Origin of the sequence: Parabacteroides sp. ASF519, from assembly GCF_000364265.2 — a bacterium.
In the GTDB taxonomy this organism is placed as follows: Bacteria; Bacteroidota; Bacteroidia; order Bacteroidales; family Tannerellaceae; genus Parabacteroides; species Parabacteroides goldsteinii.
In genome coordinates, this window is sequence record NZ_AQFV02000006.1 from 2,767,899 (window position 1) to 2,792,202 (window position 24,304).

At 48.5% G+C, this 24,304-nt stretch carries 23 protein-coding genes; 12 read left to right on the forward strand and 11 right to left on the reverse strand.

From position 1 onward, the window contains the following. Window positions 1-17 precede the first annotated feature (17 nt). From nagA (C825_RS10785) to C825_RS10795, 3 genes are all read left to right on the forward strand, one after another. Window positions 18-1,184, forward strand: coding sequence for an N-acetylglucosamine-6-phosphate deacetylase (gene nagA, locus C825_RS10785; RefSeq protein WP_007658849.1), 1,167 nt, complete (start codon window positions 18-20; stop codon window positions 1,182-1,184). A 34-nt stretch (window positions 1,185-1,218) separates the two neighbouring features. Next, entirely contained in the window at window positions 1,219-2,385 is a 1,167-nt protein-coding gene (nagA, locus tag C825_RS10790) for an N-acetylglucosamine-6-phosphate deacetylase (protein ID WP_010802462.1), read from the forward strand. Window positions 2,386-2,498: 113 nt separating this feature from the next. Further along, entirely contained in the window at window positions 2,499-4,493 is a 1,995-nt protein-coding gene (locus C825_RS10795) for a glucosamine-6-phosphate deaminase (RefSeq protein WP_007658847.1), read from the forward strand. A gap of 74 nt (window positions 4,494-4,567) precedes the next feature. Here C825_RS10795 and C825_RS10800 read toward each other — a convergent pair whose 3' ends face one another. Next, complete coding sequence (locus C825_RS10800; RefSeq protein ID WP_007658846.1) at window positions 4,568-5,158, reverse strand: DUF4251 domain-containing protein; 591 nt, start codon at window positions 5,156-5,158, stop codon at window positions 4,568-4,570. A 236-nt stretch (window positions 5,159-5,394) separates the two neighbouring features. On the opposite strand from C825_RS10800, the gene C825_RS10805 reads away from it, so the two are divergent. After that, a complete protein-coding gene (locus C825_RS10805) occupies window positions 5,395-6,123 on the forward strand; it encodes a 2-phosphosulfolactate phosphatase (protein WP_010802463.1) in 729 nt (242 codons plus the stop codon). A gap of 24 nt (window positions 6,124-6,147) precedes the next feature. Further along, entirely contained in the window at window positions 6,148-7,173 is a 1,026-nt protein-coding gene (locus C825_RS10810) for a Gfo/Idh/MocA family protein (RefSeq protein WP_010802464.1), read from the forward strand. A 147-nt stretch (window positions 7,174-7,320) separates the two neighbouring features. Here C825_RS10810 and C825_RS10815 read toward each other — a convergent pair whose 3' ends face one another. Beyond that, on the reverse strand, window positions 7,321-8,586 hold the full coding sequence (locus C825_RS10815; RefSeq protein ID WP_010802465.1) for a DUF3843 family protein: 1,266 nt from the start codon (window positions 8,584-8,586) through the stop codon (window positions 7,321-7,323). Between the two features lie 193 nt (window positions 8,587-8,779). Here C825_RS10815 and C825_RS10820 point away from each other — a divergent pair, with 193 nt between their 5' ends. Genes C825_RS10820 through C825_RS10830 form a run of 3 tightly spaced genes read left to right on the forward strand, consistent with a single transcriptional unit; the run spans window position 8,780 to window position 9,707 of the window. After that, window positions 8,780-9,004 carry a DUF3791 domain-containing protein gene (locus C825_RS10820; RefSeq protein WP_007658838.1) on the forward strand — a complete coding sequence of 75 codons (225 nt, stop codon included), beginning with the start codon at window positions 8,780-8,782 and terminating at the stop codon, window positions 9,002-9,004. Next, a complete protein-coding gene (locus C825_RS10825) occupies window positions 9,001-9,480 on the forward strand; it encodes a DUF3990 domain-containing protein (protein ID WP_007658836.1) in 480 nt (159 codons plus the stop codon). The genes C825_RS10820 and C825_RS10825 overlap by 4 nt, the downstream gene beginning before the upstream one ends. Further along, the gene (locus C825_RS10830; RefSeq protein ID WP_010802466.1) at window positions 9,477-9,707 is read left to right on the forward strand and encodes a hypothetical protein; all 231 of its coding nucleotides are present in this window, start codon (window positions 9,477-9,479) and stop codon (window positions 9,705-9,707) included. The genes C825_RS10825 and C825_RS10830 overlap by 4 nt, the downstream gene beginning before the upstream one ends. Window positions 9,708-9,862: 155 nt before the next feature. Here C825_RS10830 and C825_RS10835 read toward each other — a convergent pair whose 3' ends face one another. Together C825_RS10835 and C825_RS10840 are read right to left on the reverse strand one after the other, a co-directional pair. Then, the gene (locus C825_RS10835; RefSeq protein WP_250690578.1) at window positions 9,863-11,470 is read right to left on the reverse strand and encodes a leucine-rich repeat domain-containing protein; all 1,608 of its coding nucleotides are present in this window, start codon (window positions 11,468-11,470) and stop codon (window positions 9,863-9,865) included. Next, window positions 11,416-12,354 carry a leucine-rich repeat domain-containing protein gene (locus C825_RS10840; RefSeq protein WP_250690579.1) on the reverse strand — a complete coding sequence of 313 codons (939 nt, stop codon included), beginning with the start codon at window positions 12,352-12,354 and terminating at the stop codon, window positions 11,416-11,418. Before C825_RS10840 ends, C825_RS10835 begins: the two co-directional genes overlap by 55 nt. Before the next feature lie 100 nt (window positions 12,355-12,454). On the opposite strand from C825_RS10840, the gene C825_RS27860 reads away from it, so the two are divergent. Then, window positions 12,455-12,865 carry a hypothetical protein gene (locus C825_RS27860; protein WP_250690580.1) on the forward strand — a complete coding sequence of 137 codons (411 nt, stop codon included), beginning with the start codon at window positions 12,455-12,457 and terminating at the stop codon, window positions 12,863-12,865. A 141-nt stretch (window positions 12,866-13,006) separates the two neighbouring features. Here C825_RS27860 and C825_RS10850 read toward each other — a convergent pair whose 3' ends face one another. Both C825_RS10850 and C825_RS10855 read right to left on the reverse strand, forming a co-directional pair. Beyond that, window positions 13,007-13,780 (reverse strand): DUF4469 domain-containing protein, encoded by a 774-nt coding sequence (locus C825_RS10850; RefSeq protein ID WP_010802468.1) that lies wholly within the window; start codon window positions 13,778-13,780, stop codon window positions 13,007-13,009. 95 nt (window positions 13,781-13,875) lie between these two features. After that, window positions 13,876-15,060 (reverse strand): helix-turn-helix domain-containing protein, encoded by a 1,185-nt coding sequence (locus C825_RS10855; RefSeq protein ID WP_010802469.1) that lies wholly within the window; start codon window positions 15,058-15,060, stop codon window positions 13,876-13,878. 263 nt (window positions 15,061-15,323) lie between these two features. On the opposite strand from C825_RS10855, the gene C825_RS10860 reads away from it, so the two are divergent. Genes C825_RS10860 through C825_RS10870 form a run of 3 tightly spaced genes read left to right on the forward strand, consistent with a single transcriptional unit; the run spans window position 15,324 to window position 20,296 of the window. Further along, window positions 15,324-18,122, forward strand: a complete 2,799-nt coding sequence (locus tag C825_RS10860; RefSeq protein ID WP_010802470.1) for a TonB-dependent receptor — start codon at window positions 15,324-15,326, stop codon at window positions 18,120-18,122. Window positions 18,123-18,167: 45 nt separating this feature from the next. After that, window positions 18,168-19,802: a beta-helix domain-containing protein gene (locus C825_RS10865; protein WP_010802471.1), complete on the forward strand. Its 1,635-nt coding sequence runs from the start codon at window positions 18,168-18,170 to the stop codon at window positions 19,800-19,802. Between the two features lie 20 nt (window positions 19,803-19,822). Further along, window positions 19,823-20,296 (forward strand): toxin-antitoxin system YwqK family antitoxin, encoded by a 474-nt coding sequence (locus C825_RS10870; protein ID WP_007658826.1) that lies wholly within the window; start codon window positions 19,823-19,825, stop codon window positions 20,294-20,296. A gap of 72 nt (window positions 20,297-20,368) precedes the next feature. Here C825_RS10870 and C825_RS10875 read toward each other — a convergent pair whose 3' ends face one another. From C825_RS10875 to C825_RS10895, 5 genes are all read right to left on the reverse strand, one after another. Continuing rightward, a complete protein-coding gene (locus C825_RS10875; protein ID WP_010802472.1) occupies window positions 20,369-20,803 on the reverse strand; it encodes an RNA-binding S4 domain-containing protein in 435 nt (144 codons plus the stop codon). 2 nt (window positions 20,804-20,805) lie between these two features. Continuing rightward, on the reverse strand, window positions 20,806-21,369 hold the full coding sequence (gene pth / locus C825_RS10880) for an aminoacyl-tRNA hydrolase (RefSeq protein WP_044214750.1): 564 nt from the start codon (window positions 21,367-21,369) through the stop codon (window positions 20,806-20,808). A 120-nt stretch (window positions 21,370-21,489) separates the two neighbouring features. After that, window positions 21,490-22,080, reverse strand: coding sequence for a 50S ribosomal protein L25/general stress protein Ctc (locus tag C825_RS10885; RefSeq protein WP_007658823.1), 591 nt, complete (start codon window positions 22,078-22,080; stop codon window positions 21,490-21,492). Between the two features lie 97 nt (window positions 22,081-22,177). Further along, window positions 22,178-23,062, reverse strand: coding sequence for an SDR family oxidoreductase (locus tag C825_RS10890; RefSeq protein ID WP_010802473.1), 885 nt, complete (start codon window positions 23,060-23,062; stop codon window positions 22,178-22,180). After that, a complete protein-coding gene (locus C825_RS10895; RefSeq protein ID WP_010802474.1) occupies window positions 23,062-24,288 on the reverse strand; it encodes an NADH:flavin oxidoreductase in 1,227 nt (408 codons plus the stop codon). The genes C825_RS10890 and C825_RS10895 overlap by 1 nt, the downstream gene beginning before the upstream one ends. Window positions 24,289-24,304: the final 16 nt, after the last annotated feature.

Consider the following 24,304-nt stretch of genomic DNA (forward strand, 5'->3'; position numbering starts at 1 on the left):
TTTATAGACAAAATATTATGTTAACTCAAATTATTAACGGTCGTATCCTGACACCACAGGGCTGGATGAAAGATGGTTCTGTTCTGATTAGTGATAACAAGATTCTGGAAGTGACTAACTGTGACCTTGCCATAGTTGGTGCAAACCTGATTGACGCCAAGGGAATGTATATCGTTCCGGGCGGAGTGGAAATCCATGTTCACGGCGGAGGCGGACGTGACTTTATGGAAGGTACGGAAGATGCGTTCCGTGGTGCCGTGGCTGCGCATATGCAACATGGTACGACGAGTATTTTCCCGACTTTGTCGTCTTCAACCATCCCGATGATCCGTGCGGCGGCAGCTACAACTGAAAAGTTGATGGCTGAAAAGGACAGTCCTATCCTCGGATTACATTTGGAAGGCCATTATTTCAATATGAAGATGGCTGGTGGTCAGATTCCTGAAAATATCAAGAATCCGGACCCTGAAGAATATATCCCGTTGCTGGAAGAGACGAATTGTATCAAGCGTTGGGACGCTGCGCCTGAATTGCCCGGAGCCATGCAGTTCGGCAAGTATATCACTTCGAAAGGCGTGTTGGCGGCTGTCGGCCATACACAGGCTGAGTATGAAGATATCCAGACGGCTTATGAAGCGGGTTATACACATGCCACCCATTTTTACAATGCTATGCCCGGTTTCCATAAACGTCGTGAGTATAAGTATGAAGGAACTGTCGAAAGTATCTATCTGATCGATGACATGACAGTGGAAGTGGTAGCTGACGGTATTCATGTCCCGCCGACAATCCTTCGTCTGGTATATAAAGTGAAAGGTGTTGAACGGACTTGTCTGATCACGGATGCTTTGGCTTGTGCGGCCAGCGATAGCCAGGTGGCTTTCGACCCGCGTGTGATCATTGAAGACGGGGTTTGTAAACTTGCCGACCGCTCAGCGTTGGCCGGTAGTGTTGCAACGATGGACCGCTTGATTCGTACGGTGGTACAGAAAGCTGAGATACCTTTGGAAGATGCGGTTCGTATGGCTTCTGAAACACCGGCCCGTATCATGGGTGTTTACGACCGCAAAGGTTCTTTGCAACGTGGTAAAGATGCCGACCTGATGGTCTTGGACAAAGATTTGAATGTACGTGCTGTCTGGGCTATGGGTAAATTGGTGGAAGGTACTAATAAGTTGTTTTAACGGGATCGAACAAGAATAAAATAGAGAAGAAGTTATGTTAACTCAAATAATAAACGGACAGATCCTGACGCCGCAAGGTTGGTTAAAAGACGGTTCTGTTCTGATCAGTGATGGTAAAATACTGGAAGTAACAAATAGTGACCTGGCTGTGATAGGGGCTACGGTGGTAGATGCCAAAGGAATGTATATTATTCCTGGTTTCGTTGCTATGAATATACACGGTGGCGGTGGATATGATTTTAAGGAATGTACAGAAGAAGCTTTCCACGGGGCAGTGAACGCACACATGAAATATGGGGCGACTTGTATTTTCCCGACATTGGGCCCGCTTCCCATGACTGAAATCAGGAAAGGGGTTGCCTTATGTGAAAGTGCGATGGCAGAGAAAAACAGTCCTGTGTTGGGATTACAGTTGGAAGGACCCTATCTGAATCCAAAGATGGCAGGCAGTTTACTGACGGACGCTTTGAAAGATCCTGATCCGGACGAATATAAATCGTTACTGGAAAGTACGAATTGTATTAAACGTTGGGATGCAAGTCCGGAATTACCGGGGGCATTGGATTTTGCCTGTTATGTCCGTTCGAAAGGTCTTTTGGCAGCCGTTTCTCATACGGAGGCAGAATTTGAAGATATTAAAGCTGCTTATGAAGCCGGTTTTACGCATGCGGCTCATTTCTATAATGCTATGCCCGGATTCCATAAGCGTCGTGAATATAAATATGAAGGAACGGTAGAGAGTGTGTTCCTGGAAGATGATATGACAGTGGAGGTGATTGCCGATGGTCGTCACTTGCCTTCAACAATCCTGCGTTTGGTTTACAAGCTGAAAGGCGTGGAACGTACTTGTCTGACAACGGATGCATTGGCCTATGCCGCCAATGAAGGAAAGCCCGTTGATGATCCCCGGATTATCATAGAAGATGGCGTTTGTAAACTGGCAGACCATTCTTCATTGGTAGGTAGTATCGCTACAATGGATGTATTGGTTCGTACGATGGCCCAAAATGCCGGAGTTCCTTTGGCAGACGCTGTTCGCATGGCTTCTGAAACGCCGGCCCGCCTGATGGGAGTAGACGATCGCAAGGGTTCTCTGCAACGTGGTAAAGATGCCGATATCGTTATTCTGGACCGTAAGTTGAATGTCCGTTCTGTCTGGTCGATGGGACATTTGGTGGAAGGAACGAATACATTGGCTTAGTACCAACTTATAGGTAAATAGATATTTTTGATAGCTTTCCTTAATCATTAATTGACGGAGAATTGTTATATTTGTAGTTCAAGTAAAAAAGTTCTACTAAATCGTAATTAAACATGAAGACGAACCTTAGTTCTCAGATTACCCTGACGCGTATACCGCTCAGGTATTACCGTCCGGAAAACGCTTACGAGCAATCAGTTTTAACTCGTATGGAGAAGATTCCGACAAACATCTACGAATCAGCTGAAGAAGGATCTTTCGTGATCGCGAAAGAATTGGCCTCACAAATACGTAAAAAACAGGCAGCCGGAGAACCTTTCGTTCTCGCTTTGTCAGGCGGACGTTCCCCTCAGAGTGTATTTAAGGAATTGGTCCGTATGCATAAGGAAGAACAACTGAGCTTCCGCAACGTAATTGTATTTAATGTATACGAGTTCTATCCGCTGAGCGCATCGACAAACAGTAATCTGGCTTATTTGAAGGAGTCATTCCTCGACCAGGTGGATATTGATCCGAAGAATATCTATTCACCCGACGGTTCTATGCCGAAAGACGATATCTTTGAATTTTGCAGACAGTATGAACAGCAAATCCAGAATTTCGGCGGAATCGACTATATCCTGTTGGGAGTAGGGCATGCTAGTAATATCGGCTTTAACGGTCCGGGATCATCTGCCAATGTCGGAACCCGTCTGGTTTTGTTGGATAACGATGCACGCAAAGAAGCTGCCCGTACATTCAAATCGATTGAAAATGTTCCGGCAAGTGTAATCACAATGGGTATTTCAACCATTCTGAGAGCCAAGAATGTGATTCTGATGGCCTGGGGTGAAGATAAATCACGTATCATCGCCAATACGGTTGAAGGCAAGGTCAGTGAAACAGTTCCTTCTACTTATTTGCAGACTCATATGAATGCAAAGGTGGTGATCGATCTGTCTGCCGCTTACGAACTGACAAGAATCAGCCATCCCTGGTTGGTTACCAACTGTGATTGGGATAATAAACTGATCCGTCGTGCTATCGTTTGGCTGTGCCAGTTGACCGGCAAACCGATCCTGAAACTGACAAACAAGGATTACAGCGAACACGGACTGGGCGAACTCTTAGCGTTGTATGGTTCCGCTTATAACGTAAATATCAAGATTTTCAATGATATTCAGCATACAATCACCGGATGGCCGGGTGGTAAGCCGAACGCAGACGATTCCAATCGTCCGGAACGCGCTACTCCGTATCCGAAGAAAGTGATCGTATTCAGTCCGCACCCGGATGACGACGTGATCTCTATGGGGGGTACTTTGCGCCGTTTGTGCGACCAGCACCATGATGTGCATGTGGCTTATGAAACTTCCGGCAATATTGCTGTGGGGGATGATGAAGTAATCCGTTACTGCGAGTATCTGCGTGATGTTTGCGACAAATATTCTCCGAATGACAGTACTGTTAAAGACAAAGCGGAAGAGATTATCAAATACCTGCGTTTCGAAAAGGTAGAAAACGGGGAACCGGAAAAGAAAGATGTCCTGTTCATGAAAGGTACTATCCGTCGTGAAGAAGCTCGTCACGGTTGCCGTTATTCAGGTGTGAAGGATGAAAACGTTCACTTCCTGGATCTTCCGTTCTATGAAACAGGTCTTGTCAAGAAGAATGATCTGGGTGAAGCCGATGTCGCTATCGTAAAGAAACTGTTGCAGGATATCAAACCGGACCAGATGTTCGTGGCCGGTGACCTGGCTGACCCGCACGGAACACATAAGGTTTGTCTGGATGCCGTACTGGCTGCCATTGATGAACTGAAAGACGAAGAATGGCTGAAACATTGCCGTGTTTGGATGTATCGCGGAGCATGGGCAGAATGGGAAATGGACCACATCGAAATGGCAGTTCCTATCAGTCCGGAAGAATTGCGCTTCAAACGTAATGCTATCCTGAAACATCAGTCGCAGGCAGAAAGCGCACCGTTCCTGGGTGACGACGAACGTCTGTTCTGGCAGCGTGCCGAAGACCGTAACCGTGCTACAGCCGAACTGTATAAGGAGCTGGGTCTGGCTTCCTATGAAGCAATCGAAGCATTCGTTCAGTATATGATCCCGTTTGATAAATAAGACTTAATTGTTTCTATAAAAAAAGAGCGCTTACCTGATGGCAAGCGCTCTTCATGTTTAATGTTGATGCTAAATTAATAGGTCGTTCCCTGGAAAATGTTTGACTGGGCATATGAAACTAATGTTCCTGTCATTGTCAGGTCTCTTCCTGAGAAGTTCGGGTCTACGGTAACTGTTGCTTTGTTGCTTCCGTTCATCAATACCAGGTTTACAGTGGCAGAGATGAAAACACCCTGGACACTCATTGACAGGTAAACGTTACCGTTTTTGTCCTGTTTGGTTTGGATGTTGGATGCGCTTCCTTGTACGGTAACACCACCTAATCCGTTAGGACCTGGGTACGGAGAGTTGGATGCGATCTGTACCATTGCCTGGCCATCATTCAAAGAGACGAAGTTTGTGTTTGAGTTTACATAGTAAACCTGTCCGTTCATTGGTTGTACGGAGTTGGCTTCCAATACAAAAGACTGGTTGGTGATAGCTTGCATGGCAGTGTTGAATTCCTGTTCGTCCATGATAGCATCCTTCGCTTCTCTTGCTTCTTTCTTAGCTTCTCTTTCTAACTTTTTCTCTGCTTTTTCTACGGCTTTACTCTGAGCCTGTACATGTGTCATTCCCCCCATTACAAGAGTGAAAACGACGATAAAAGATACAATTCTTTTCATACGATTTAGTTTAAAACGTTTTCAAAATGTAGTAAAAGAACAAGCATGAGTAAAAAAGGTTCCTAACAAATAGATGATTGTAGATACTATAACATTTTATCATGCTAATTTGGTTAATCCTCATTTTTATTATAGAATCTTTTATATAATAGATAGTTGCGAGGTAACCAGACTAGGTATTCAGCGAATTATCCTGTACATTTGCGGGTAATATCAGATGATTAAAACGAGAAGATATGAAGATTGATGTATGTTTTTCGCCGGCCCTGTATCCGGTATATCATAACCCGGAAGCGATTGTCGTAGTAGTGGATGTGTTCCGGGCAACGACAACGATGGCGGCTGCTTTCAAGCATGGCGTTCGCAGTATCCGTCCGGTAGCGACGGTGGAGGAAGCTCAGGAATATAAGGCAAAAGGCTGGCTGGTCGGTGCCGAACGTAATGTGAAACGATGTGATTTTGCCGACTTCGGAAATTCACCGTTCGACTATACGCCGGAGAAAGTAGCCGGCAAGGATGTGATCTTTACGACGACCAATGGCACCCGTGCTATCACCATAGCGAAGTCTGCTTATCGTGTTATTACAGGGGCCTTTGTTAATTTACAGGCGGTTGCGGACTATTGTCTGTTTCATGGACGCGATGTCGTTGTTTTATGTTCCGGCTGGCAGGATAAGGTGAATATAGAAGATACCTTGTTCGGCGGGGCTTTGGTAGAGGTACTTGCCAAAACCGGTAAATACCGACCGGCTACGGATGCCGCAGTCATTGCCCGCGACATGTGGACGAATAATAAAAGGAACCTGATCGCTTATCTCGCTCCGACCGACCATATGGCTCGCCTGAAAGCTAATCATCTGGAAGATGCCGTGCCTTTTTGCCTGACACCGGACAGTGTCGTCGTTGTACCGGAGTTGGCGATAGAAGGGGAGACTTTGGTATTGAAGAAAGTGATGACGATTTGATAATAAAGGAAAGATAACATAGAAATGGCTATAACAAATAAAATACGTTTCGGGGTAGTAGGAACGAACTTTATAACAGATTGGGTGATTGCCGGGGCACGGCAGGACGAACGTTTTGAACTGGTTGCCGTCTATTCGCGGACACAGGAGACGGCAGATGCATTTGCTGCCAGGCATCAGATTCCCTATACATTCACATCTTTGGAGGAGATGGCGCAAAGTTCGTTGATAGATGCGGTGTATATTGCTTCTCCTAATTTCTTGCATGCTCCGCAGAGTATTCTTTGCATGAAGCATGGCAAGCATGTGTTATGTGAGAAGCCGTTTGCTTCGAATGTACGGGAGGCGGGGGAGATGATCGAGGCTTCCCGGAAATACAATGTGACGCTGATGGAGGCGATGAAACCGACGCTGACTCCGAACTTCCGTGCCGTACGTGAGAATCTGCACCGGCTGGGGACGATACGGCGTTATTTCTCCTGCTATTGCCAGTATTCGTCGCGATATGACAAGTTTAAGGAAGGGATTGTGCTGAATGCTTTTAAGCCGGAACTCTCGAACGGGGCAATGATGGATATCGGTATCTATACGCTTTATCCGATGGTAGTCTTGTTCGGGCGGCCGGAGAAAGTGGAGGCGACAGGTGTCGTGCTTTCTTCGGGGGCGGACGGACAAGGGGCTGTGAACTTTCAGTATAAAGGAATGAATGCGACTATCCTTTATTCGAAGATAGCTAACTCGTCATTGCCGACAGAGATACAAGGGGAAGAAGGAAACATCATTCTGGACCGGGTGAATATTATCAGCAAGGTGACTTATCTGCCCCGGATTGCCGCAGCAGCGGGCAAGAGTGCCATTCCCGAGCCGCAGGATATCAGCGCAGTGACGGACAAGGACGAATACTACTATGAGGTGGCTGAATTTATAGACCTGGTTCTTGCCGGTAAACGCGAGTCGGCTATTAACAGCCATGATAATTCATTGATAACATTGGAGATTATTGACGAGATACGGAGGCAGTTGGGGGTTGTTTATCCGGCTGACAGGTGATTTGGTTTTTATCAGGTTTGAGCTATCTTTTATAGCAACTGGTTGTAACTGGCTCCCCTCTGGAGAGGGGGAAGGGGGTGTGTTAAAGCCAGTTACAACCAGTCACTAAACAGATAGTTCAATTATTCTATAATTGAACCTATCCTTTTAAACCTCTCTGATAAAATACTTCGCCAGGAATTCCCAATTCCCATGAATGATATCTTTTCCGCGTTCGGGGCTGAGTAGGCTCTTGGTTTGGGCATCGGCGAGCATGCCGCGTTCTTCGAGGGCTTTCAGCAGGTCTTTGCTGCAATGTTTGACGATGAAGAAAGATAATCCCTGGTCGGAAGCCTTTTTCTCGTCATAGAACGGGTTTTGTTCGTCTTTGATGAATTCGATGCCGTCTACCAGTAATTGAAGGCCTTCACGGGGAGAAGCATATACGGCAAACTTGTTGAATTCGATGCAGTCGGCCAGCGGAGTATATTCGCTTTCCTCCAGTTTCAGTTGCTGGGTGGCGAAGTCGATAAATTCCTGCTTGCTCTTCATATAGAATAATAACTTGCCGTCCGCGATTTCTGTGAATTTATCGTAGACAGCCTTGTTGCTTTCTTCCCGTTCCTTGATGGCGGGGTCGACAAAAGATTCTGCTTTTTCCGCTTTATCGGCGAAGGCGGCATAGTCCGGATGCGTTTCCGGCATGATAAGCGAGAGCCATTTCGGTGACGTGTAGGCCAGGAGAGGCGTCCGGCTGATATGAGCCAGCGAGTCGTAGATAACCATGACAGCCTGTGTGTTCTGCCGATCGTTCGGGTTCTGGCGCCAGTATTCTTTTACCGTTTCGCTCAGGTCGACGTTAGAGTCGGTCAGCAGGTAAGAGTTGTAGTGGAACCAGTGGAGCAGTTCGGCCTGTTTCTCTGGGTCCTCGTAAGAAGTTTCCGGGGCGAAAAGAGCCTGCATCTTTGTGTTTTCGGGAGCGGTAGTCCATTCCTTGCAAAACAGTTGGTAGATGAGGCGGGCCGTCTCTTCGTTGGCTGGGTTGTCGGGGTTGACGAAAGTGCCTTTCTTGGCGCCGTGGTACTGCTGGGTATAGTGCCAGAGCAGGAAACGGACGTCTTCGTAGTTTGCCTCGTCGTCGTAATAATGGTCGCTGACGGTATAGAAAGGGAGATAGTTGCCCGTCTGTTTCTTATATTCCGTGATGAATGCACGCCATATGTTCAGGCCGGATATCACGTCCTCGAAATAAGCCGCCATACGCATACTGATCTGGATGACATCTTCCTTTTCGAACGAGTTCGCCAGGTCGGTCTGTTCCATCATTTCATGTATCTGATTGGCAATACGGGTATAATAAAGGTCGGTCGGACCTGATTGTTTATAGGGATGCAGTTGCAGCCAGTCTTTGGGGAAAATCTTAGTGTTCTTCATCTTATAATCGTCATTTACGCTTTTGATTAATAAAGATGCAAATGTACGAAAAATAAGTATACATGGACATACCGGATTTATGGTGTATATTATGCGTAAGACAGTTAAAAGATATTTTAAGGGGGATAAGAGTTGAGGAAAGGAGTTTTCTTGTATCTTTGTTTTCATAATTAAAAGAAGAAAGGAGAGTACTATGTCCCGGACTGAAAAGAGTAAGTTGGATTTTACTGTTGCTTTGATAGCCGAGTTTGCATCTGCTTATAAGTTGAAGCAGAAACAGGCGTTCAACTATTTGAACCGTTTTAAAGGGATACAGTTCCTTCATAAGCATTACGAAGTATTGCATACGCAATCGTTTGAAGATGTAATCGAAAGTCTGGTGATGGTATGTCGTAATAACGGAGGGCAGTTGGCATGAAACTTTATCATGGTTCAAATATGGAGATTGATTGTCCTGACTTGTCCCGATCGAAACCCTTCAAAGACTTTGGACAAGGTTTTTATTTGTCTCCCGGGTACGAACAGGCACTAGCTTTGGCTAAGCAGAAAACAGAGCAATTACTAACAGGTGTTCCCTTCGTGACGACTTTTGAGTTTGATGAGGAGGCCTTGAATACTTTAGAGTTGACGGTGAAGTTTTTTGATGATTATTGTCAGGAATGGGCGGAGTTTGTTTTTGTAAATCGTGACCGTGACCGTGTGCATCCTGCTCATTCATATGATATCGTTATTGGGCCGATAGCAGATGACGGTGTTACTTACCAGTTACGTCGGTTTCGTATGGGGGTTATTCCTATGGATAAGTTGATTGAGGAACTGAAGTATGCTAAAGGTTTGACTATACAATATTATTTTGGCACCGAGCGTGCTCTTTCTTATCTGAAGAAATTATGAAACTGACAGTCGGACAAATAGAATTTATGATTGAGGAGTTGAGTAGCGAAATTATACAGATGCTCATGGAAGAGTGGGGTTGTGATATGACACAGGCTATGGATATATATTATAACTCTGATACTTTTGATCGATTGAGTAATCCTGCTACCGGCTTGTACTATCAGAGTGCAGGGTATGTATACGACTTCCTTAAAAAAGAGATAACTACAGGGCGGATAGCCTAAGCTACGTTTCCCCTATGTAAAAGCCCCCTCTTCGCTATCACAAGAAGAGGGGGCTTTTTGATAGATTATATTCAAGGTTGTACTGACAAGAGTAACTAATTCCCCTCTCGAGAGGGGAATTAGTTACTCTTGTCACTTCAAAGCGATCACTTTCATCACTTCCGTACAACCACCTTCTGCACCGTACCGTCGCTGAGGCGGACGATGTAGATGCCGTCGGTCAGCGGGTCGACGTGGGTTGTGCCGGCGGGGAGGGAGAGGCTACGGATCAGTTGGCCGGTGAGGGCAAAGACCTGCGCACGTGCCGGGCGGTCGGTGGTGATGAAGAGGCTGCCGTCGCGGGTAAAGATGCGGGTGCCGGACTGGATTTCGGCGTTGGCAACGGGAGGCGGGTTCTTCACGATGCCGCCGATCGAGATGACGAGGTCGCTACGGACGTACTTCACGATGTAGGCTCCGTCGCTGGTACGTGGGGTGATGGTCTCGCCACGGTCGGTCGTCACGACGGGGACAGACTGGTTGTAGTCCGCATCGAGTGTGAGGTAGAAGCGGAAGTTATCCCACGACTCGACATCGTAACTGCCGGCTACCGGGTCGGTTGTGGCTCCTTCCACCGACGGGAGGGTGACGGTGTAGTAGGTTGGCTCGGGCTCGGGATCGGGTGTCGAATTGACCGTAGCCGTGGCGGGTAGGGTAAGCAGGGTAGTGGAGACACTGCCCTTTTCGACCGTGATCCGGCAACGGTATGTACCCGATATGTTTGTCGTAAAGTCCGGACTGCCCGTAACGGTGGCACGGGTGTACGGGTTGCTGACGTCCGTCCAGCTTCCGTTCTCCTGCTTTTGCCATTGATAGGATACGTCTGCGTCTTCGGCAACGGCAGGTTTCGCGGTCAGTGTCACCTGGCCTGTGGCTGTATGGTCGGACGGCATGGCATCGTCGGCGGAGAGGTCGAGGGACGCGTCGCCGGTTACCACTGTCACGCTACCGGTGTTGTCGATGAAGGTGCCGCTGTTGTCTACGGAGGCGACTGTGATGGTCGTTCCTTCATCGGCATTCAGTGTAAGAGTGCCTGCGTTGGTGATGGCGCCCAGGTCATTGCCTGCGCCGGTCAGGGTGATAATGGAGGTTGTGCCGACGGCTATTTCCGTTTCCTTCGTTTTCACATTCTCAAGGGTGGCATCGCCTTGGGGGGTGACTTTGGTGGCTTCGGTCGTGCCGTCGCCTGTCAGAGTGCCGTCGGCGGGTACTGTATTGTTTCCGGTAGTTTGTGTTTGTCCTTGTGCTTGTCCTGAATTTATATACGTTGCCCATGCTTTCCAGTTATCGCTGGCACCATCTCCGGTATAGCCTGTTGCGTTTGCCGGTACAAGGATGCTGGTCAGGTTGTCGCAAAAGGCGAAGATGCCCTTTCCGATAGTCGGAGCCGACTCCCCTTCGAAGGTGACGGTTGTCAGAGCGCTGCTCTGACTGAAGGCCGCATCCCCGATGGTTTCTACTGATTTCGGGATCACAATGGAGGTGAGAGCACTCAGAGTGAAGGCCGCTTCCCCGATGGTTTTTACCGATTCCGGGATCACAATGGAAGTGAGAGCACTCGAAAAGAAGGCCATTGCCTCGATGGTTTCTACCGCTTCCCCGATCTCAATGGAGGTGAGAGCACTCAAATAGAAGGCGCTTTCCCCGATGGTTTTTACCGAGCTTGGGATTACAAGGGAGGTGAGAGCACTGGTTTCGAAGCTATAGGGGCTGATTGTTTCCACCCCGCCGGGGATCGTATAGCTGCCGGTCGCCTTTGGGCAAAGACAACCAATGTTTTGCCGTCGGAAGTCAGCAGGGCTTTGCAGTCGGCGTCCGCTTTAAAGGAGCTGCTGCCTTCGGCTACTGTAAATGTGCTGATGCCCGACCCTGCAAAGGCAGCATTTCCGATCGTAGTAACCGAAGCCGGTATTTCGATCGTGGTCAGACTCTTGGTGTTTTGAAAGGCACTCGCTCCGATACTGGTTATCCCGGTTGCTGTAATAGTTACCTGGGTTAAGTTGGAACAGAATGTAAAAGCACTCCCTACGATCTCCGTGACATCACCGGTGATCGTGACGCTCTTTACGTCTTTGCCGTTGCTGCTCTGTCCGTTTTGCTTCCAGTTCGCCATTCCGGTCTGGCTGCTGATGGTCAGTGCGCCGTTTTCCAACAATTCCCAGCCTTTGTTCAGAACCGGCTTGGCGAACTTGCTGGTGCTCTTGTCCCAGGTATAGGCTCCTTCGGTGAGGCTGGTGGTGGAGGGTTCGGCATTTTCTGCACCTACGGTAACTTCTCCGTTCTCGCTTAAATTTTCTCCCCGGTCAACGAGCTTGCCGCTCATGCCTTTGACTTTGGCGTTTTGCTGCAGGTAGATGTTACCTCCCTTATCGTTTCCGGTGCCTTCCAATGTGCCGCCATTGAGAACGATAGACGCGCCTTTCGAGATAGTAATCCCTCGGTTATCGCCTGTCCCATTTCCAACCTTGACTGTGCCGCCGTTGTTGATGGTCAGGGTAAAGTTTATATTGAGCCCGACTCTTTCGAATGTATTGATGTTGATAGTGCCGCCGTCGTTGACGGTCAGTTGGGAGCTTTGCAGTGGGGTGTCCTGGTTTGCTGCATCCACGTTGATGGTTGCGCCGGAGCCAACGTTCAGGTAAAATGGGTTGATGATCCCCGAGGTTATATCGACGGTGATGTTCTCCAATGTAAGGGTGCCGCCTGTGATGGCAGTCCCGCCGCCGGCTACATTAATTTCAAGCTTGCTGCCTGTACCTCCCTGGATGGTCAGGGTGAGGTTGGACCCCGCCTTGAACGCGATCCCCTGTTGGACGGTGCATGTGAGGGTTTTGCCTTCGGCGATGGAGAGGGTATGGTCGGCGCCTACGGTTATCTTTACCTCTTCCGCCAGGGTGATGCTCTCCTTCATGCTGATGGTGGAAGCGGTTGTACTTTCCAGTGCGTTTTTCAGGGCGGTGGTATCGGAAACGCTTACCTCTGTCGGTGGACCTCCTTCATCCTCTGCCCATGTCCCTACGGACGTTAGCATCATGATGCTAAGAAGCAGCAAGCCCCGGAGGAGACTTGCTGCTTTAGTCTTGTTGGTAAAAAATCTGTTCATGTTATATATGTATTAATGGGTTATTAGTCTGTTTTTGCAAGTTCTTTTTTCAAGGCACGCTTGAACGAGGCTTCAAGGGGTGCTTGAACGAGGCTTCAACGGTGCCTTGAAGCCTGCTTCAAGGATCGCTTGAAAGGGGCTTCAAGGCAGGCTTGAATTATTCGATCTCCGGACGGTCGCCGCCACCGCTTTCTTTCGGTCCGACACGCAGGGTGACGGGGAAAGTGCAGGAACGCGGTGTTTTCACCGTACGGTTGGTCGAACCCGCCTGGGTTGTGATACTCATCGTATACGTTCCGTTGCTGAGCGCGGGTACCACGCAGATGATCTTCGACGGGTCGTTTTGAACGAAGAGGGACACTTTCTTTGCTTCGCCGCCTGCGGTGGGGGTGAAGAAAAGTCCTACGGAAGCGTCTTCACCGATCACGCGCATGTTCTTGCCTTCGATGGTGATGGGGGCGCCGGGAGTGATCTCGTCGTTTTCGCTGAGTGTTGTCGAGTCGGTAACCTTATTAATTACCGGGCCGAGCGATGCCAGACCGCGATTTTCAACTTTGATTTTCTTCAATAAAGCAGCAAGTGTCTTACCTATCGTATAGGTTACACCTAGTGAGTGGATTTGGGGATTGAAAGCGGCCGAGGGGCCGTCGAACGAACCGCGCGTGTTGACCAGGTACTGGCCGACGCCGTCGTTTACACTTATCCCTTGGGCAATGGCTTCGGCTTTCGCCTGGTCGGCCATGTCGAGGATGTAGAGGATTGTTTCTTCGCGGACTTCCAGCCCGCCCTTCATGATCCGTTTGGCGATCTGGGGGTTGCCAACCGAACCGGTCACTATCGGTTTCGCGGTGTAGTCGCCCTCCTTCTCCGTCAGGATGTTGTCGTACGTTTCGATACGAAGGATGATTTGTTCTTCTTTGTTTTCAGCCATGTTGTTCTGTTTTAGAATTAGACAATGGGCAAATGAAGAAAAGAATGGAGGAAAGGACCGGACAAATACCGAAAAATTATGGACAAAAACCGAAATTATGCTTTGTTTGCATGTTCTTTCCTGTATTTGTGGGGTGTCATGCCGAACACTTCGGAGAAGTTGCGGTTGAAACTGCGTACAGACGAGAAACCGGAGGCGAGCGCAATCTCTTCGATCGAGCGCGCGTCGGGAATGAGCAGGCAGGTATGGGCATAGTCGATGCGGTAATGGACGATGTAGTCCTGGATACTCATACCGGTATAGTATTTCAAGGCGCGGGTCAGGTAATGCTCGTTGGTGTAGAGGGCCTGTACAAATTCTTTGCGGTTGAAATCGGGATTGGTGAAAAGCAGGTCTTCGCGCATCATCTTTTCCGCCCGGTTGTACAGGTCCTTATCCTGTGCCTGTGCGAGTTCGTTGACCAATGTGTCGAGACCCGCTTTTTCCTCTTTCTCTTCCGGCAAAACGGCGTTCGTCTTGAAAAGCTCCTCCCGCATGAAGTCGTAGGTGAAATGGTAATTCACGTAATAGGCACCGACCATCAGATAAAAGACGGTAAAGATACAGACGACTGTTAGTTCATACGTAACAGAAAAGCAGAAACAAAGCGTGAGAGCGAGTACCCCGATCCCCAGTGCATAGAGGAATACACGGGTTACCCAACGCAGTTCCAGTCGTTCGGGTATCTTCTGAAGGTGGCTGAGGCTCTTATCGTAGATGGCTCGTTCGCGGAAGAATATATGGGTGTAAATGCCCATTTGCACCAGATAGACCAGAGCGAAAACCGTACGGATCATCAGTACCGGATTACCTGTCTGTGCAGCCCATTCGCTGAACGTATAAACAGCCGGATCTTCGAAGAAACAGCGTGCTGCCAGATAGAAAACCGTCAGGAGGATGGCCGGTGAGGCATGCAGCAGAATATTCTTCCGTGTGACATATTCTTCCCGGAACAACAGGATCAACAGGAAGGTGAACAGCAGCGATTGTGAAGCCCCGATCACGATGACGGGAAAAGACAGCAGCCCGAGATCGGTCTGTGTGCTATCTCCCACCAGCAAGGTGAGCAGATGCCCGCTTCCGACGATGGCGGAAGCAAAAGCGAGGATACGGCAGGCATTACGGTATTTCCGGTTTCTGACGTTTCGGAGCGGCTTAAGGAACAGTAGTCCGGCTGTTACGAGGAGGCAGACCACTGTGTTCAGTGAATAGGTTATTATAAATAAGTTTTCTTCCGTCATTCGGTATCTAAGGTGTAAGGATTGTTTGTGATCGCAAAGTAAACTAAAAAAGTGGACATGGTTGTCCTGTTCGCTTAGAAAAACAAGCGTTGTGTACAATCTTTAGCTATCTTCCCCTCCGGTTAGGACAGGCGGAGCGCATGTATGTACTTTTTCTGTCAACGAATTGTAATAACTGTTATCGTATTGTCATCTCTTTTAAATTTAGCTGAAACATTGCGCCTCTACTTTTGCGGCAAATAAATGTAACAACAAGTAAAGGAATGAGAAATAAGCGTGAAAAGAGAGGACTGTTGATGTTGGTTCTCCTACTGTTTGGAAGTTTTCTTGCGCTGACGGCCCGGGCACAAACGGGTGTTATCTGCGGAACCGTGACAGATGCTAAATTCAAGGAACCACTGATCGGTGCCACTGTCTCTATCGAAGGAACGACAATCGGAGCTATAACGGATATAGACGGAAATTTCCGTATCGAAAAGGTACAACCGGGAAAATATACACTGGTCGCTTCTTATGTATCTTATAAAACGCAAACCATAAAAGATGTGGTTGTGATAGCTCATCAGGAAGCAGTCGTGCGTATCGAACTATCGGACGCCGACCTCCAACTGCAAAACGTTGTGGTTGTGGCCCAACGAAAACTGGGGACAGAAACAGCCGTATTGAATACCGTCCGCAAAAGCCTTCCCGTAGTGAGCGGAATATCCGCCCAGCAGATTAGCAAGACGCAGGACAGCGATGCTGCCGAGGTGCTTCGCCGTATACCCGGTATTACGATCGTAGACGACCGCTTCATTGTTGTTCGTGGCCTGGCACAACGTTATAATAACGTGTGGCTGAACAATGCCACGACACCGTCGAGTGAGACGGATAGCCGGGCTTTCTCTTTTGACGTGCTGCCTTCTTCGCTGATCGACAATATGATGGTTTATAAAAGTCCGTCGGCAGAGGTGCCTGCCGATTTTTCAGGAGGCTTCGTGCAGGTGATGACGAAGAATATTCCGGAGGGGAATACCTTTGCAGTCTCTTATCAAATGGGTTTCAATACGAATGCGACCTTCCGCGACTTCCGGCTGACAGAAGGTAGCTGGAAAGATTATCTCGGATTCGGAGCCGGTGCCCGAAGCCTGCCTGCTTTTTTTCCTGCCCATCTGGGAGATCATTCGACGGAAGAGGCGGCCGCTTTCACCCGGCAGATCAACCAGCGCTGGGGGATCAATACATTCAAGGCCATTCCCGACCAGAAGATTTCGCTTACCTCTCACCGCTCGTTCGACATCGGCGACTGGAAGATCGGAAATATCACCAATGTGAACTGGAGTACGGAATATGACTATTCGGAAACGGTGAACAACAACTATATCACCTATGATGTGGCGAACGACGTCTCCCGTCCCCGTTTCGAATACAATGATATTCGCTACCGGAATACGTCCAAGCTGGGTGCCCTCTTCAACTGGTCGTTCATGAAGGGCGGCAATAAGTACGAATTTCGTAACTTCTTCAGCCAGCGCGGTGTTTCCGCCCTGACGCAACGGGAGGGGACCAACTACTATTCCGATAAGGATATCCGCAAATGGGAATCGCTTTATACCGGACGTACGACCTATTCCGGCCAGTTGAGCGGTACGCATACCTTGCGGGAGAATATCGACAAGGTGGATTGGACGGCCGGCTATGCCTTCGCCTCTTACCGGGAGCCCGACCGCAAGATCGTGAACTCTATCCTGGATGAGAATAAGACGGAGCAGCCGAACTATTATGTGTCCGATCCGATGCGTTACTATCAGGACCTGAAAGATCACAGTGCCTCGCTGGCGGCAAACTACGAGCATAAGTTCGCCGTGTCTGATATGTTTGCCCCCGTGTTCAACGGTGGTATCTACGGAGAATATAAAGACCGTACGTTCGATGCCCGCCGCTTCGGTTACAACCTGTTGGGCACGGGCTATGACCGTTATGCCGATTGGGATTATACCGGGATATTCTCGGACGATAACATCTCTGCCGACCGTATCTGGATGCGTGAGGTAACGAAGAATAACGATTCTTACACTTCGAACAGTAAATTGGGTGCCGCCTACGTTTCGGCAAAGCTGAACTATGGCGAGAAGCTGAATGCCGTGGTCGGGGTTCGCATGGAATATTACAACCTGGTGATGGACGGCTATTCTTCCGACGGTACCGAGCCGGTACATCTGGATAACGATGCGACCGATTTCTTTCCTTCGGTCAATGTCTCTTATAATCTGACGGAGAAACATTTGATACGCGCCGCTTACGGGCGGTCCGTCAACCGGCCGGAGTTCCGGGAGGTAGTGCCTTACGTTTACTTCAATCTGGAGCGCGATGCCAATATCGTAGGTAACGTCGACCTGAAGAACGCCTATGCCGACAATCTGGATTTACGGTATGAGTTTTATCCGGCCACCGGCGAGATGATTACGCTGGGCGGTTTCTACAAACGTTTCAAAGACCCGATCGAAGAGACATACAACGAAGCCGGTTCGGGCCTGCAATATACCTATCATAATGCGAAGAACGCCGAAGCTTTCGGTGTGGAACTGGATATCCGGAAAAACCTCGACTTTATCGGGTTAAGAGGACTGAGCCTGGTTTGTAATGCCGCTTATATCTATAGCCGGGTACGTTTCGAGGATGGCGCTCCTGAGCGTGACCGTCCGCTGGCCGGACAATCTCCTTACCTGGTGAACGCCGGATTGTTCTATCAGCATGACGACAAGGGAATCTCTGCCTCACTGCTTTACAACCGGATCGGGAAACGTATCGAGTCGGTCGGTGTCCCGATGCAGAACGAAAGTGAAGATATCCCCGATATATACGAGATGCCCCGCAACTCGCTGGACCTGACATTCTCGAAGAAGATCGGCAAGTTCGTGGAGATCAAGGCGGGTGTACAGGACCTGCTTAATTCGAAAGTGGAATACAAACAATTCGTGAAGCTGACGGATGAAAACGGGGGGAAGCGCGAACGTGAACAGCTGATCCGCAGCTATCGTCCGGGAGTGGATATCAATGTGGGTGTCTCCTTAAAGTTCTAATGATTAATTGACTATAATTCTTATTACAAACAAAATGTTTTTATTATGAACAGATTTCTATTAAAAGGTTTGGCCTCTGTGTTTGCACTGGCCGTGATGTTTGGAACTGTATCTTGTAGTGATGATGACGAAAAAGAGGGTACTATAGCTGTTTCTGCTGTTGCTGTAAATCCTACGACAGCCGCAGTTAAACCGGGTGCGACAGTCACATTGTCTGCCACTGTCACTCCGGAGGATGCGACAGATAAAACAATTACATGGAGCTCTTCCGATGAAAAGGTGGCTACCGTGGATGGCGGTAAGGTAACCGGTGTAGCTGAAGGTACTGCGACTATTACTGCAACGACGAAGAGTGGAGATAAGACGGCAACTTGCACCGTAACCGTATCTGAAGATGCTCCGGCTGTGATAGAAGATACGCTGGAAGGTAATATTACTGCCGATCGTACCATTTCTGCTGCCAACAAAAACTTCCTGAAAGGTTTCGTTTATGTCAAGAGCGGCGCAACGTTGACTATCGAGGCAGGTTCCGTTATCAAAGGTATTTCCGTTGCTTCGGGTGAGAGAGCGGCTTCCCTGATTATCGAGCCGGGTGCCAAGATCATCGCTGAAGGTACGGTAGATAAACCGATCGTCTTTACTTCCGACAAGGAACCGGGCAAACGTGTAACCGGTGACTGGGGCGGTTTGATTATCTGTGGTAATGCCCGCGTAAACCGGACCAACCAGCCGACTATTGAAGGAGGCCCCGGCACACACTATGGCAATACGACTTCTGATGAATTTAACGGCGAAAGTTCCGGTAAGCTGAAATATGTACGTATCGAATTTGCCGGTTATCCATTGGAGCCGGATAAGGAAATCAACGGTTTGACATTCGGAGGCGTAGGCAGCGGTACGGAAGTGGAATTTGTTCAGGTATCTTATTCGAATGACGACTCTTACGAATGGTTCGGTGGTACGGTGAATGCGAAACACCTGATTGCTTATAAGGGTTGGGATGATGATTTCGATACTGACTACGGCTATACGGGTAAACTACAGTTCCTGTTGAGCGTACGTGACAAGGATATTGCCGATACGTCCGACTCCAACGGTTTTGAGTCTGATAATGACGGTGACGGTTCTACCAATACACCGTTTACCAAGCCGGTATTCTCCAACGTAACCCTGATCGGCCCGTTCTATGGTAAGGTTTCTGATAGGACACAGGCAGAAGTGGAAGCCAAGACTGCCGATGCAGCCAACGGAGCCAAGGGCGGAAAATACCAGGCTGCCATGCACCTGCGTCGTAATTCAAGCTTGAATATATATAACTCAGTCTTTACGGGATGGCCTTATGGTCTGCGTGCAACAGACAAGAAAGGGCAGGCTAACGATGGTATCGCTATCGAAAATGTGATCTTCGCCGGTATGTGGAAGAACTTCTACGAAGACGAAAAGGTGAGCGAGAACTTCTTCAACCGTGCCGGTAATAATACGGTTCTGGAAAATACCCGGCAAATCATTGCGAAAGATGGTGACTATTCTTCTGTCGTAGCGGATGCTGTGAAAGGTGCTGACTTTTCTAAATTGGCCGATAGCTTCTTCGAAAAGGTAACTTACAAAGGTGCTTTCGACGGAACAAACGACTGGACGGAAGGTTGGACAAACTGGGATCCGCAGAATACTGTGTATTGATTCTACAATAGCGACAATAAATGAATAGGAAATTATTATTGGCATCTGCATTAATCGCCGGAAGTTCTCTGGCTATACAGGCACAGGACCTGGTTCTCAGCGAGGGACAGTATTATACGGATGAAACACAGACAACCCCGTATACCGGCCGTTATACCGAATTCTACGATGACGGCATGTTGAAGATGGAGCTTTACCTCAAAGACGGACGCCCCGAAGGTACCTATGTGATCTATTATCCGGACGGGAAAATTGCCGAGGTCCGCTCTTATTATCATGGCATCTTTCATGGTGAGTGGCGTACTTACAACGAAGCCGGACAACTGATCGGCCTGGCCACTTATAAAGATGGCGAGAAAGACGGTCCCTGGCGCATCTGGAACGACAAAGGCATCATGCGCTTTGAAATGTTCTATACCCGTGGCAAGAAAAGCGGCATTTGGCGGACATGGAATGATGAAGGTGTTTTGTTGACGGAAGAGAAGCACAGTTAGGAATAATTGAGCTATCCCGTCCCCGTGCTTGACACGGGGACAAGATAGCTCAATTTTGATAATAACAGAACATCATTCATCATCACCTTCCGATCCGAAATCGAAATCGAAGTCAAACCCATCTCCGGCCATGCCCGGATCGGTGAACTGTTCCAGTTCGCGGCGATCTTTTTTGGTGGGACGGCCCAGACCGCGTGCACGGTCTACGAAACCGGAGATACGGTTCATTTCAAGGATTTCGTATTGATCCGGAGTCGTTACATTTTCCATATAATCGGGAACCAGTTTGGCTCCCATGCGGCGTTCCGTTAATGCCAGCACCTTAAAGGAAAAGGTGATAGGCGGTTTACGGACCTGTATAACATCACCGACCTTTATCATGCGCGATGCTTTTACATTTACGCCTCCGATCATCACCCGGTTCTTCTTGCAGGCTTCGACTGCGATGGTCCGGGATTTGAAGATGCGGACTGCCCACATCCATTTATCTATTCGTACTTCGTTCATACTTATTTGTTATTAAACTGGTTCATGGTGATCTGTACACCTGCCAGACAAAAACTCTTGATAATCTCTACCGCGCGTTTCAGCTTTTCGGGCATCAACTCCAACTCTTCGGAAGGAAATTTACCCAGCACATAGTCGATCTGTCCGCCACGGGGAAAGTCGCTTCCTATGCCGAACCGCAAACGGCAATATTCCTGTGTGCCCAGGAGTTGCTGTATATTCTTCAGGCCGTTATGCCCTGCATCGCTGCCTTTGGGTTTCAGACGCAAGGTGCCGAAGGGGAGAGCGAGGTCATCTACTACGACTAACAGATTTTCCACGGGAATGTTTTCTTTCTGTAGCCAATAACGGACAGCGTTTCCGCTCAGATTCATAAAAGTGTTCGGTTTGAGCAGGATCAATTCACAGTTCTTTACCCGCATCCGTGCAACCGCCCCGTAACGTTCTTCCGTGAACGGTGCTCCGGCATCTTCGGCCAATGCGTTTACGACGCGAAAACCGATATTGTGACGTGTTCCCCAATATTCAGGGCCTATATTACCAAGTCCGGTTATCAGATATTTCATTGTCATTCTATTTTTACAGGGATACGTTCGGACGTATCCGTAAATTGTATAATATAAGAAAGGGAAGAACATTCTCCTGAACATTCCTCCCTCACGTTATTTGGTATTCTCTTTATCAGATTACTTACCAGCAGTAGCCTGAGCACCACGAGCGGCACGAGTCAACTGAACGGCGCAAACAACAGCGTTCTTTGCATTCATCAGTTCCAGACCTTCGAAGTGTAAAGCACCCACCTGCATAGATTTACCTAAGCCCAGGTGATCAACGTTGATAGTCAGTTTTTCAGGGATCTGAGTGTAGATAGCTTTCACTTTCAGCTTTCTCATACGCAATGTCAGCTTACCACCGGCTTTAACACCTTCGGCGTGACCTGTCAGTACAACAGGAACTTCTATTGTTACCGGTTTGCTGTCTGATACTTCCATGAAGTCCATGTGCATGATAGCGTCGGTTACCGGCTGGAACTGGATATCTTTAACGATAGCCATTGTCTTTTTGCCGTCGATGTTCAGTTCTACAGCGAAAATTTCCGGAGTATAAACCAGCTTGCGTACACCTTCAACATTTACTGTGAAGTGAGTTACTTTTTCACCACCGTATAATACAGCAGGGATTTCCTGATTTTTACGCATAGCTTTCAAAGCTCTTTTCTGATCGGCTGAAGTAGCTGCTACTTCTCTGCCTTTTCCTTCTAATTGAAATGTCTTCATTTTCTTAATTTTTGTGTTACTCAAAATTAGTTTTTATGCTTCCTAATTTCCCATCACACGTACGGGGGTTAAAAGCGGTGCAAAGGTAATTTTTTTATCAATACGTTCCAACTGTCTCCGGGATATTTTTTCTGTTCAGCAGGTTACGGGAGAGAAGCAGGGCTTCCGTATCGTCCCAAAGCCGGCGTTGCAGAGGGTGGTGGAGTATACGTTCCGGGAGCTTTTTCTCTTTGCAGTTGGCGTAGCAGCCTCCGCTTTTACCGTCTATTTCTGGCGATTGCGCCAGGTAGATGGCAGTAGCTGCTCCCTGTGCCGCTGTTTTGATGAACGGGCGGAACAGGATGTCCGTCAGCGGGTCGAACCAGGCATGCATCGTGATCATATTGGTACTGACAATTCCCGGGTCAGCAGCATTGACGGTGATACCTTTTTCTTTTACTCTTTCTGCCAACTCACGTGTAAAGAGTAAAAGGGCCAGTTTTGTATTTCCATATACCGGTATCCGTGCGAAGCGTCCGTTTTTCCCTTTGCTGAAAAAGTCGGATTCTATCCGTCCGATGGCATATGTGCACGATACGGTATTAACGATACGGCTTCCCCGCTGCATCAGGGGGAGAAGCAGGCGGGTAAGGAGGTAAGGACCTACGTAATTAACACTTACGATCGTTTCCAGGCCGTCCGCTGTCTGGCGGATATTTGTCGTCAGGACTCCAGCGTTGTTCATGAGCCGGCTGACGGGGCGACCTTCCGCTAATAGTTTATCGGCAAATAAGCGTACCGAAGCCAGTGAGGATAAGTCTATCTGTCGTATTTCGATCCGCTCGTTCCCGCTTTCTTTTTTGATCTTATCGCAGACAGTACGGGCTTTATCCGGCTCTTTACAGGCCATGATGATCTGAAAGCCCTCTTTTGCGAGTGCCAGCGTTATTTCCCGCCCCATTCCGCCGTCTGCACCGGTGATAATGGCTATTCCTTTTTCCATTATTTATATTCCAGTTCTTCTATTTCTTTGATAATACTTTTCGGTAGATTCTGCATATGTTTGTGGCAAGCCATTTCAAGCGAATACATGCGGGCGATGCAGTAATTGCTGTGTCCGCAGTCGCAGCGTGTCTGTTCGTTCTCTTTCATATGGTTGACAAAAGCCGGATCGTTCAGCAGGGCGCGTGCCATACTGACAAATTCGAAACCGTGACCGAGTACTTCGTCGATCTTTTCGCGGGAGATGAGACCACCCACATAGACAAGGGGCATTTTCAGGGCGGCACGGAACTTCAGTGCGTCTTCGAGGAAATAGGCCTCTTTGAACGGTTCGGTCGGTATCATCATACGGCCGGCCATCCTGACTCCTATAGGCAACCATCCGAAAGGCATATAATGGGTCATCGTGCGGATAGGCATAGCTCCGCGCATCACGTACATGGGAGCACGGCTGACAAATCCGCCACTGAGGATGAGTGCATGTACTCCGCATTCGTCTTGCAGTGTGCGGGCGACTTCCAGTGTTTCATCCAGTTCCATACCGCCTTTAAAACCGTCGCGCATATTCATTTTAACCAGGACTGCCATATCCGAACCGGCTGCTTTCATAACTTCTTCCATGCACATTTTCATGAAACGCATACGGTTTTCGAGGCTTCCGCCATATTCGTCTTTCCGGTGGTTGGTGTAAGGGGAAAGGAACTGGCTGATCAGGTAACCGTGTCCGGCATGTACTTCTACGGCATCCATTCCGGCTTCGCGTGCCAGGTGGACAGCCTGTCCGAAGGCTTTCGACATGGCCACGATTTCGGATTGTTTCATCCCCCTGACAAAAGTGGGCGAGTAGAGGTTGAATCCGGTTGAAGCGGATATCGGTGTGCATCCGCAAATGTTTTTATGGGACATATTCCCGCAATGTCCGATCTGTATGGAGGCTGCTGCTCCTTCTTTATGGATGGCATCTGTTATCTTTTTGATGCCGGGAATGATCTCCGGACGAAGCCATAGCTGGCGCTCAAAGGAAAGTCCGCTTTGTGTAACGGCTGCATAAGCAAGGGTTGTCATACCTATACCTCCGGCAGCAACGGAGGTATGGTAGTTGTAAAGCATTTCCGACGGGGCGTTGCCAGGGCACATGCTTTCGAATGCTGCCGCCCGTATCGTACGGTTTCTGAGTGTTAGCGGGCCGATGGTGGCCGGAGTAAATAGTACAGATTCTTTGTTCATAATGTTTAGTCTGTTT

Coding starts and splice junctions, on each gene's coding strand:
- C825_RS10855 (WP_010802469.1), bottom strand. CDS start 15,060: ATGACGGAAGAAAACTTATTTATAATAACCTATTCACTGAACACAGTG.
- pth (WP_044214750.1), bottom strand. CDS start 21,369: ATGAAATATCTGATAACCGGACTTGGTAATATAGGCCCTGAATATTGG.
- nagA (WP_010802462.1), top strand. CDS start 1,219: ATGTTAACTCAAATAATAAACGGACAGATCCTGACGCCGCAAGGTTGG.
- C825_RS10820 (WP_007658838.1), top strand. CDS start 8,780: ATGTCCCGGACTGAAAAGAGTAAGTTGGATTTTACTGTTGCTTTGATA.
- C825_RS10805 (WP_010802463.1), top strand. CDS start 5,395: ATGAAGATTGATGTATGTTTTTCGCCGGCCCTGTATCCGGTATATCAT.
- C825_RS27860 (WP_250690580.1), top strand. CDS start 12,455: ATGGCAGTCCCGCCGCCGGCTACATTAATTTCAAGCTTGCTGCCTGTA.
- C825_RS10870 (WP_007658826.1), top strand. CDS start 19,823: ATGAATAGGAAATTATTATTGGCATCTGCATTAATCGCCGGAAGTTCT.
- C825_RS10810 (WP_010802464.1), top strand. CDS start 6,148: ATGGCTATAACAAATAAAATACGTTTCGGGGTAGTAGGAACGAACTTT.
- C825_RS10825 (WP_007658836.1), top strand. CDS start 9,001: ATGAAACTTTATCATGGTTCAAATATGGAGATTGATTGTCCTGACTTG.
- C825_RS10830 (WP_010802466.1), top strand. CDS start 9,477: ATGAAACTGACAGTCGGACAAATAGAATTTATGATTGAGGAGTTGAGT.
- C825_RS10860 (WP_010802470.1), top strand. CDS start 15,324: ATGAGAAATAAGCGTGAAAAGAGAGGACTGTTGATGTTGGTTCTCCTA.
- C825_RS10875 (WP_010802472.1), bottom strand. CDS start 20,803: ATGAACGAAGTACGAATAGATAAATGGATGTGGGCAGTCCGCATCTTC.
- C825_RS10865 (WP_010802471.1), top strand. CDS start 18,168: ATGAACAGATTTCTATTAAAAGGTTTGGCCTCTGTGTTTGCACTGGCC.
- C825_RS10800 (WP_007658846.1), bottom strand. CDS start 5,158: ATGAAAAGAATTGTATCTTTTATCGTCGTTTTCACTCTTGTAATGGGG.
- C825_RS10885 (WP_007658823.1), bottom strand. CDS start 22,080: ATGAAGACATTTCAATTAGAAGGAAAAGGCAGAGAAGTAGCAGCTACT.
- C825_RS10895 (WP_010802474.1), bottom strand. CDS start 24,288: ATGAACAAAGAATCTGTACTATTTACTCCGGCCACCATCGGCCCGCTA.
- C825_RS10795 (WP_007658847.1), top strand. CDS start 2,499: ATGAAGACGAACCTTAGTTCTCAGATTACCCTGACGCGTATACCGCTC.
- C825_RS10850 (WP_010802468.1), bottom strand. CDS start 13,780: ATGGCTGAAAACAAAGAAGAACAAATCATCCTTCGTATCGAAACGTAC.
- C825_RS10890 (WP_010802473.1), bottom strand. CDS start 23,062: ATGGAAAAAGGAATAGCCATTATCACCGGTGCAGACGGCGGAATGGGG.
- nagA (WP_007658849.1), top strand. CDS start 18: ATGTTAACTCAAATTATTAACGGTCGTATCCTGACACCACAGGGCTGG.
- C825_RS10815 (WP_010802465.1), bottom strand. CDS start 8,586: ATGAAGAACACTAAGATTTTCCCCAAAGACTGGCTGCAACTGCATCCC.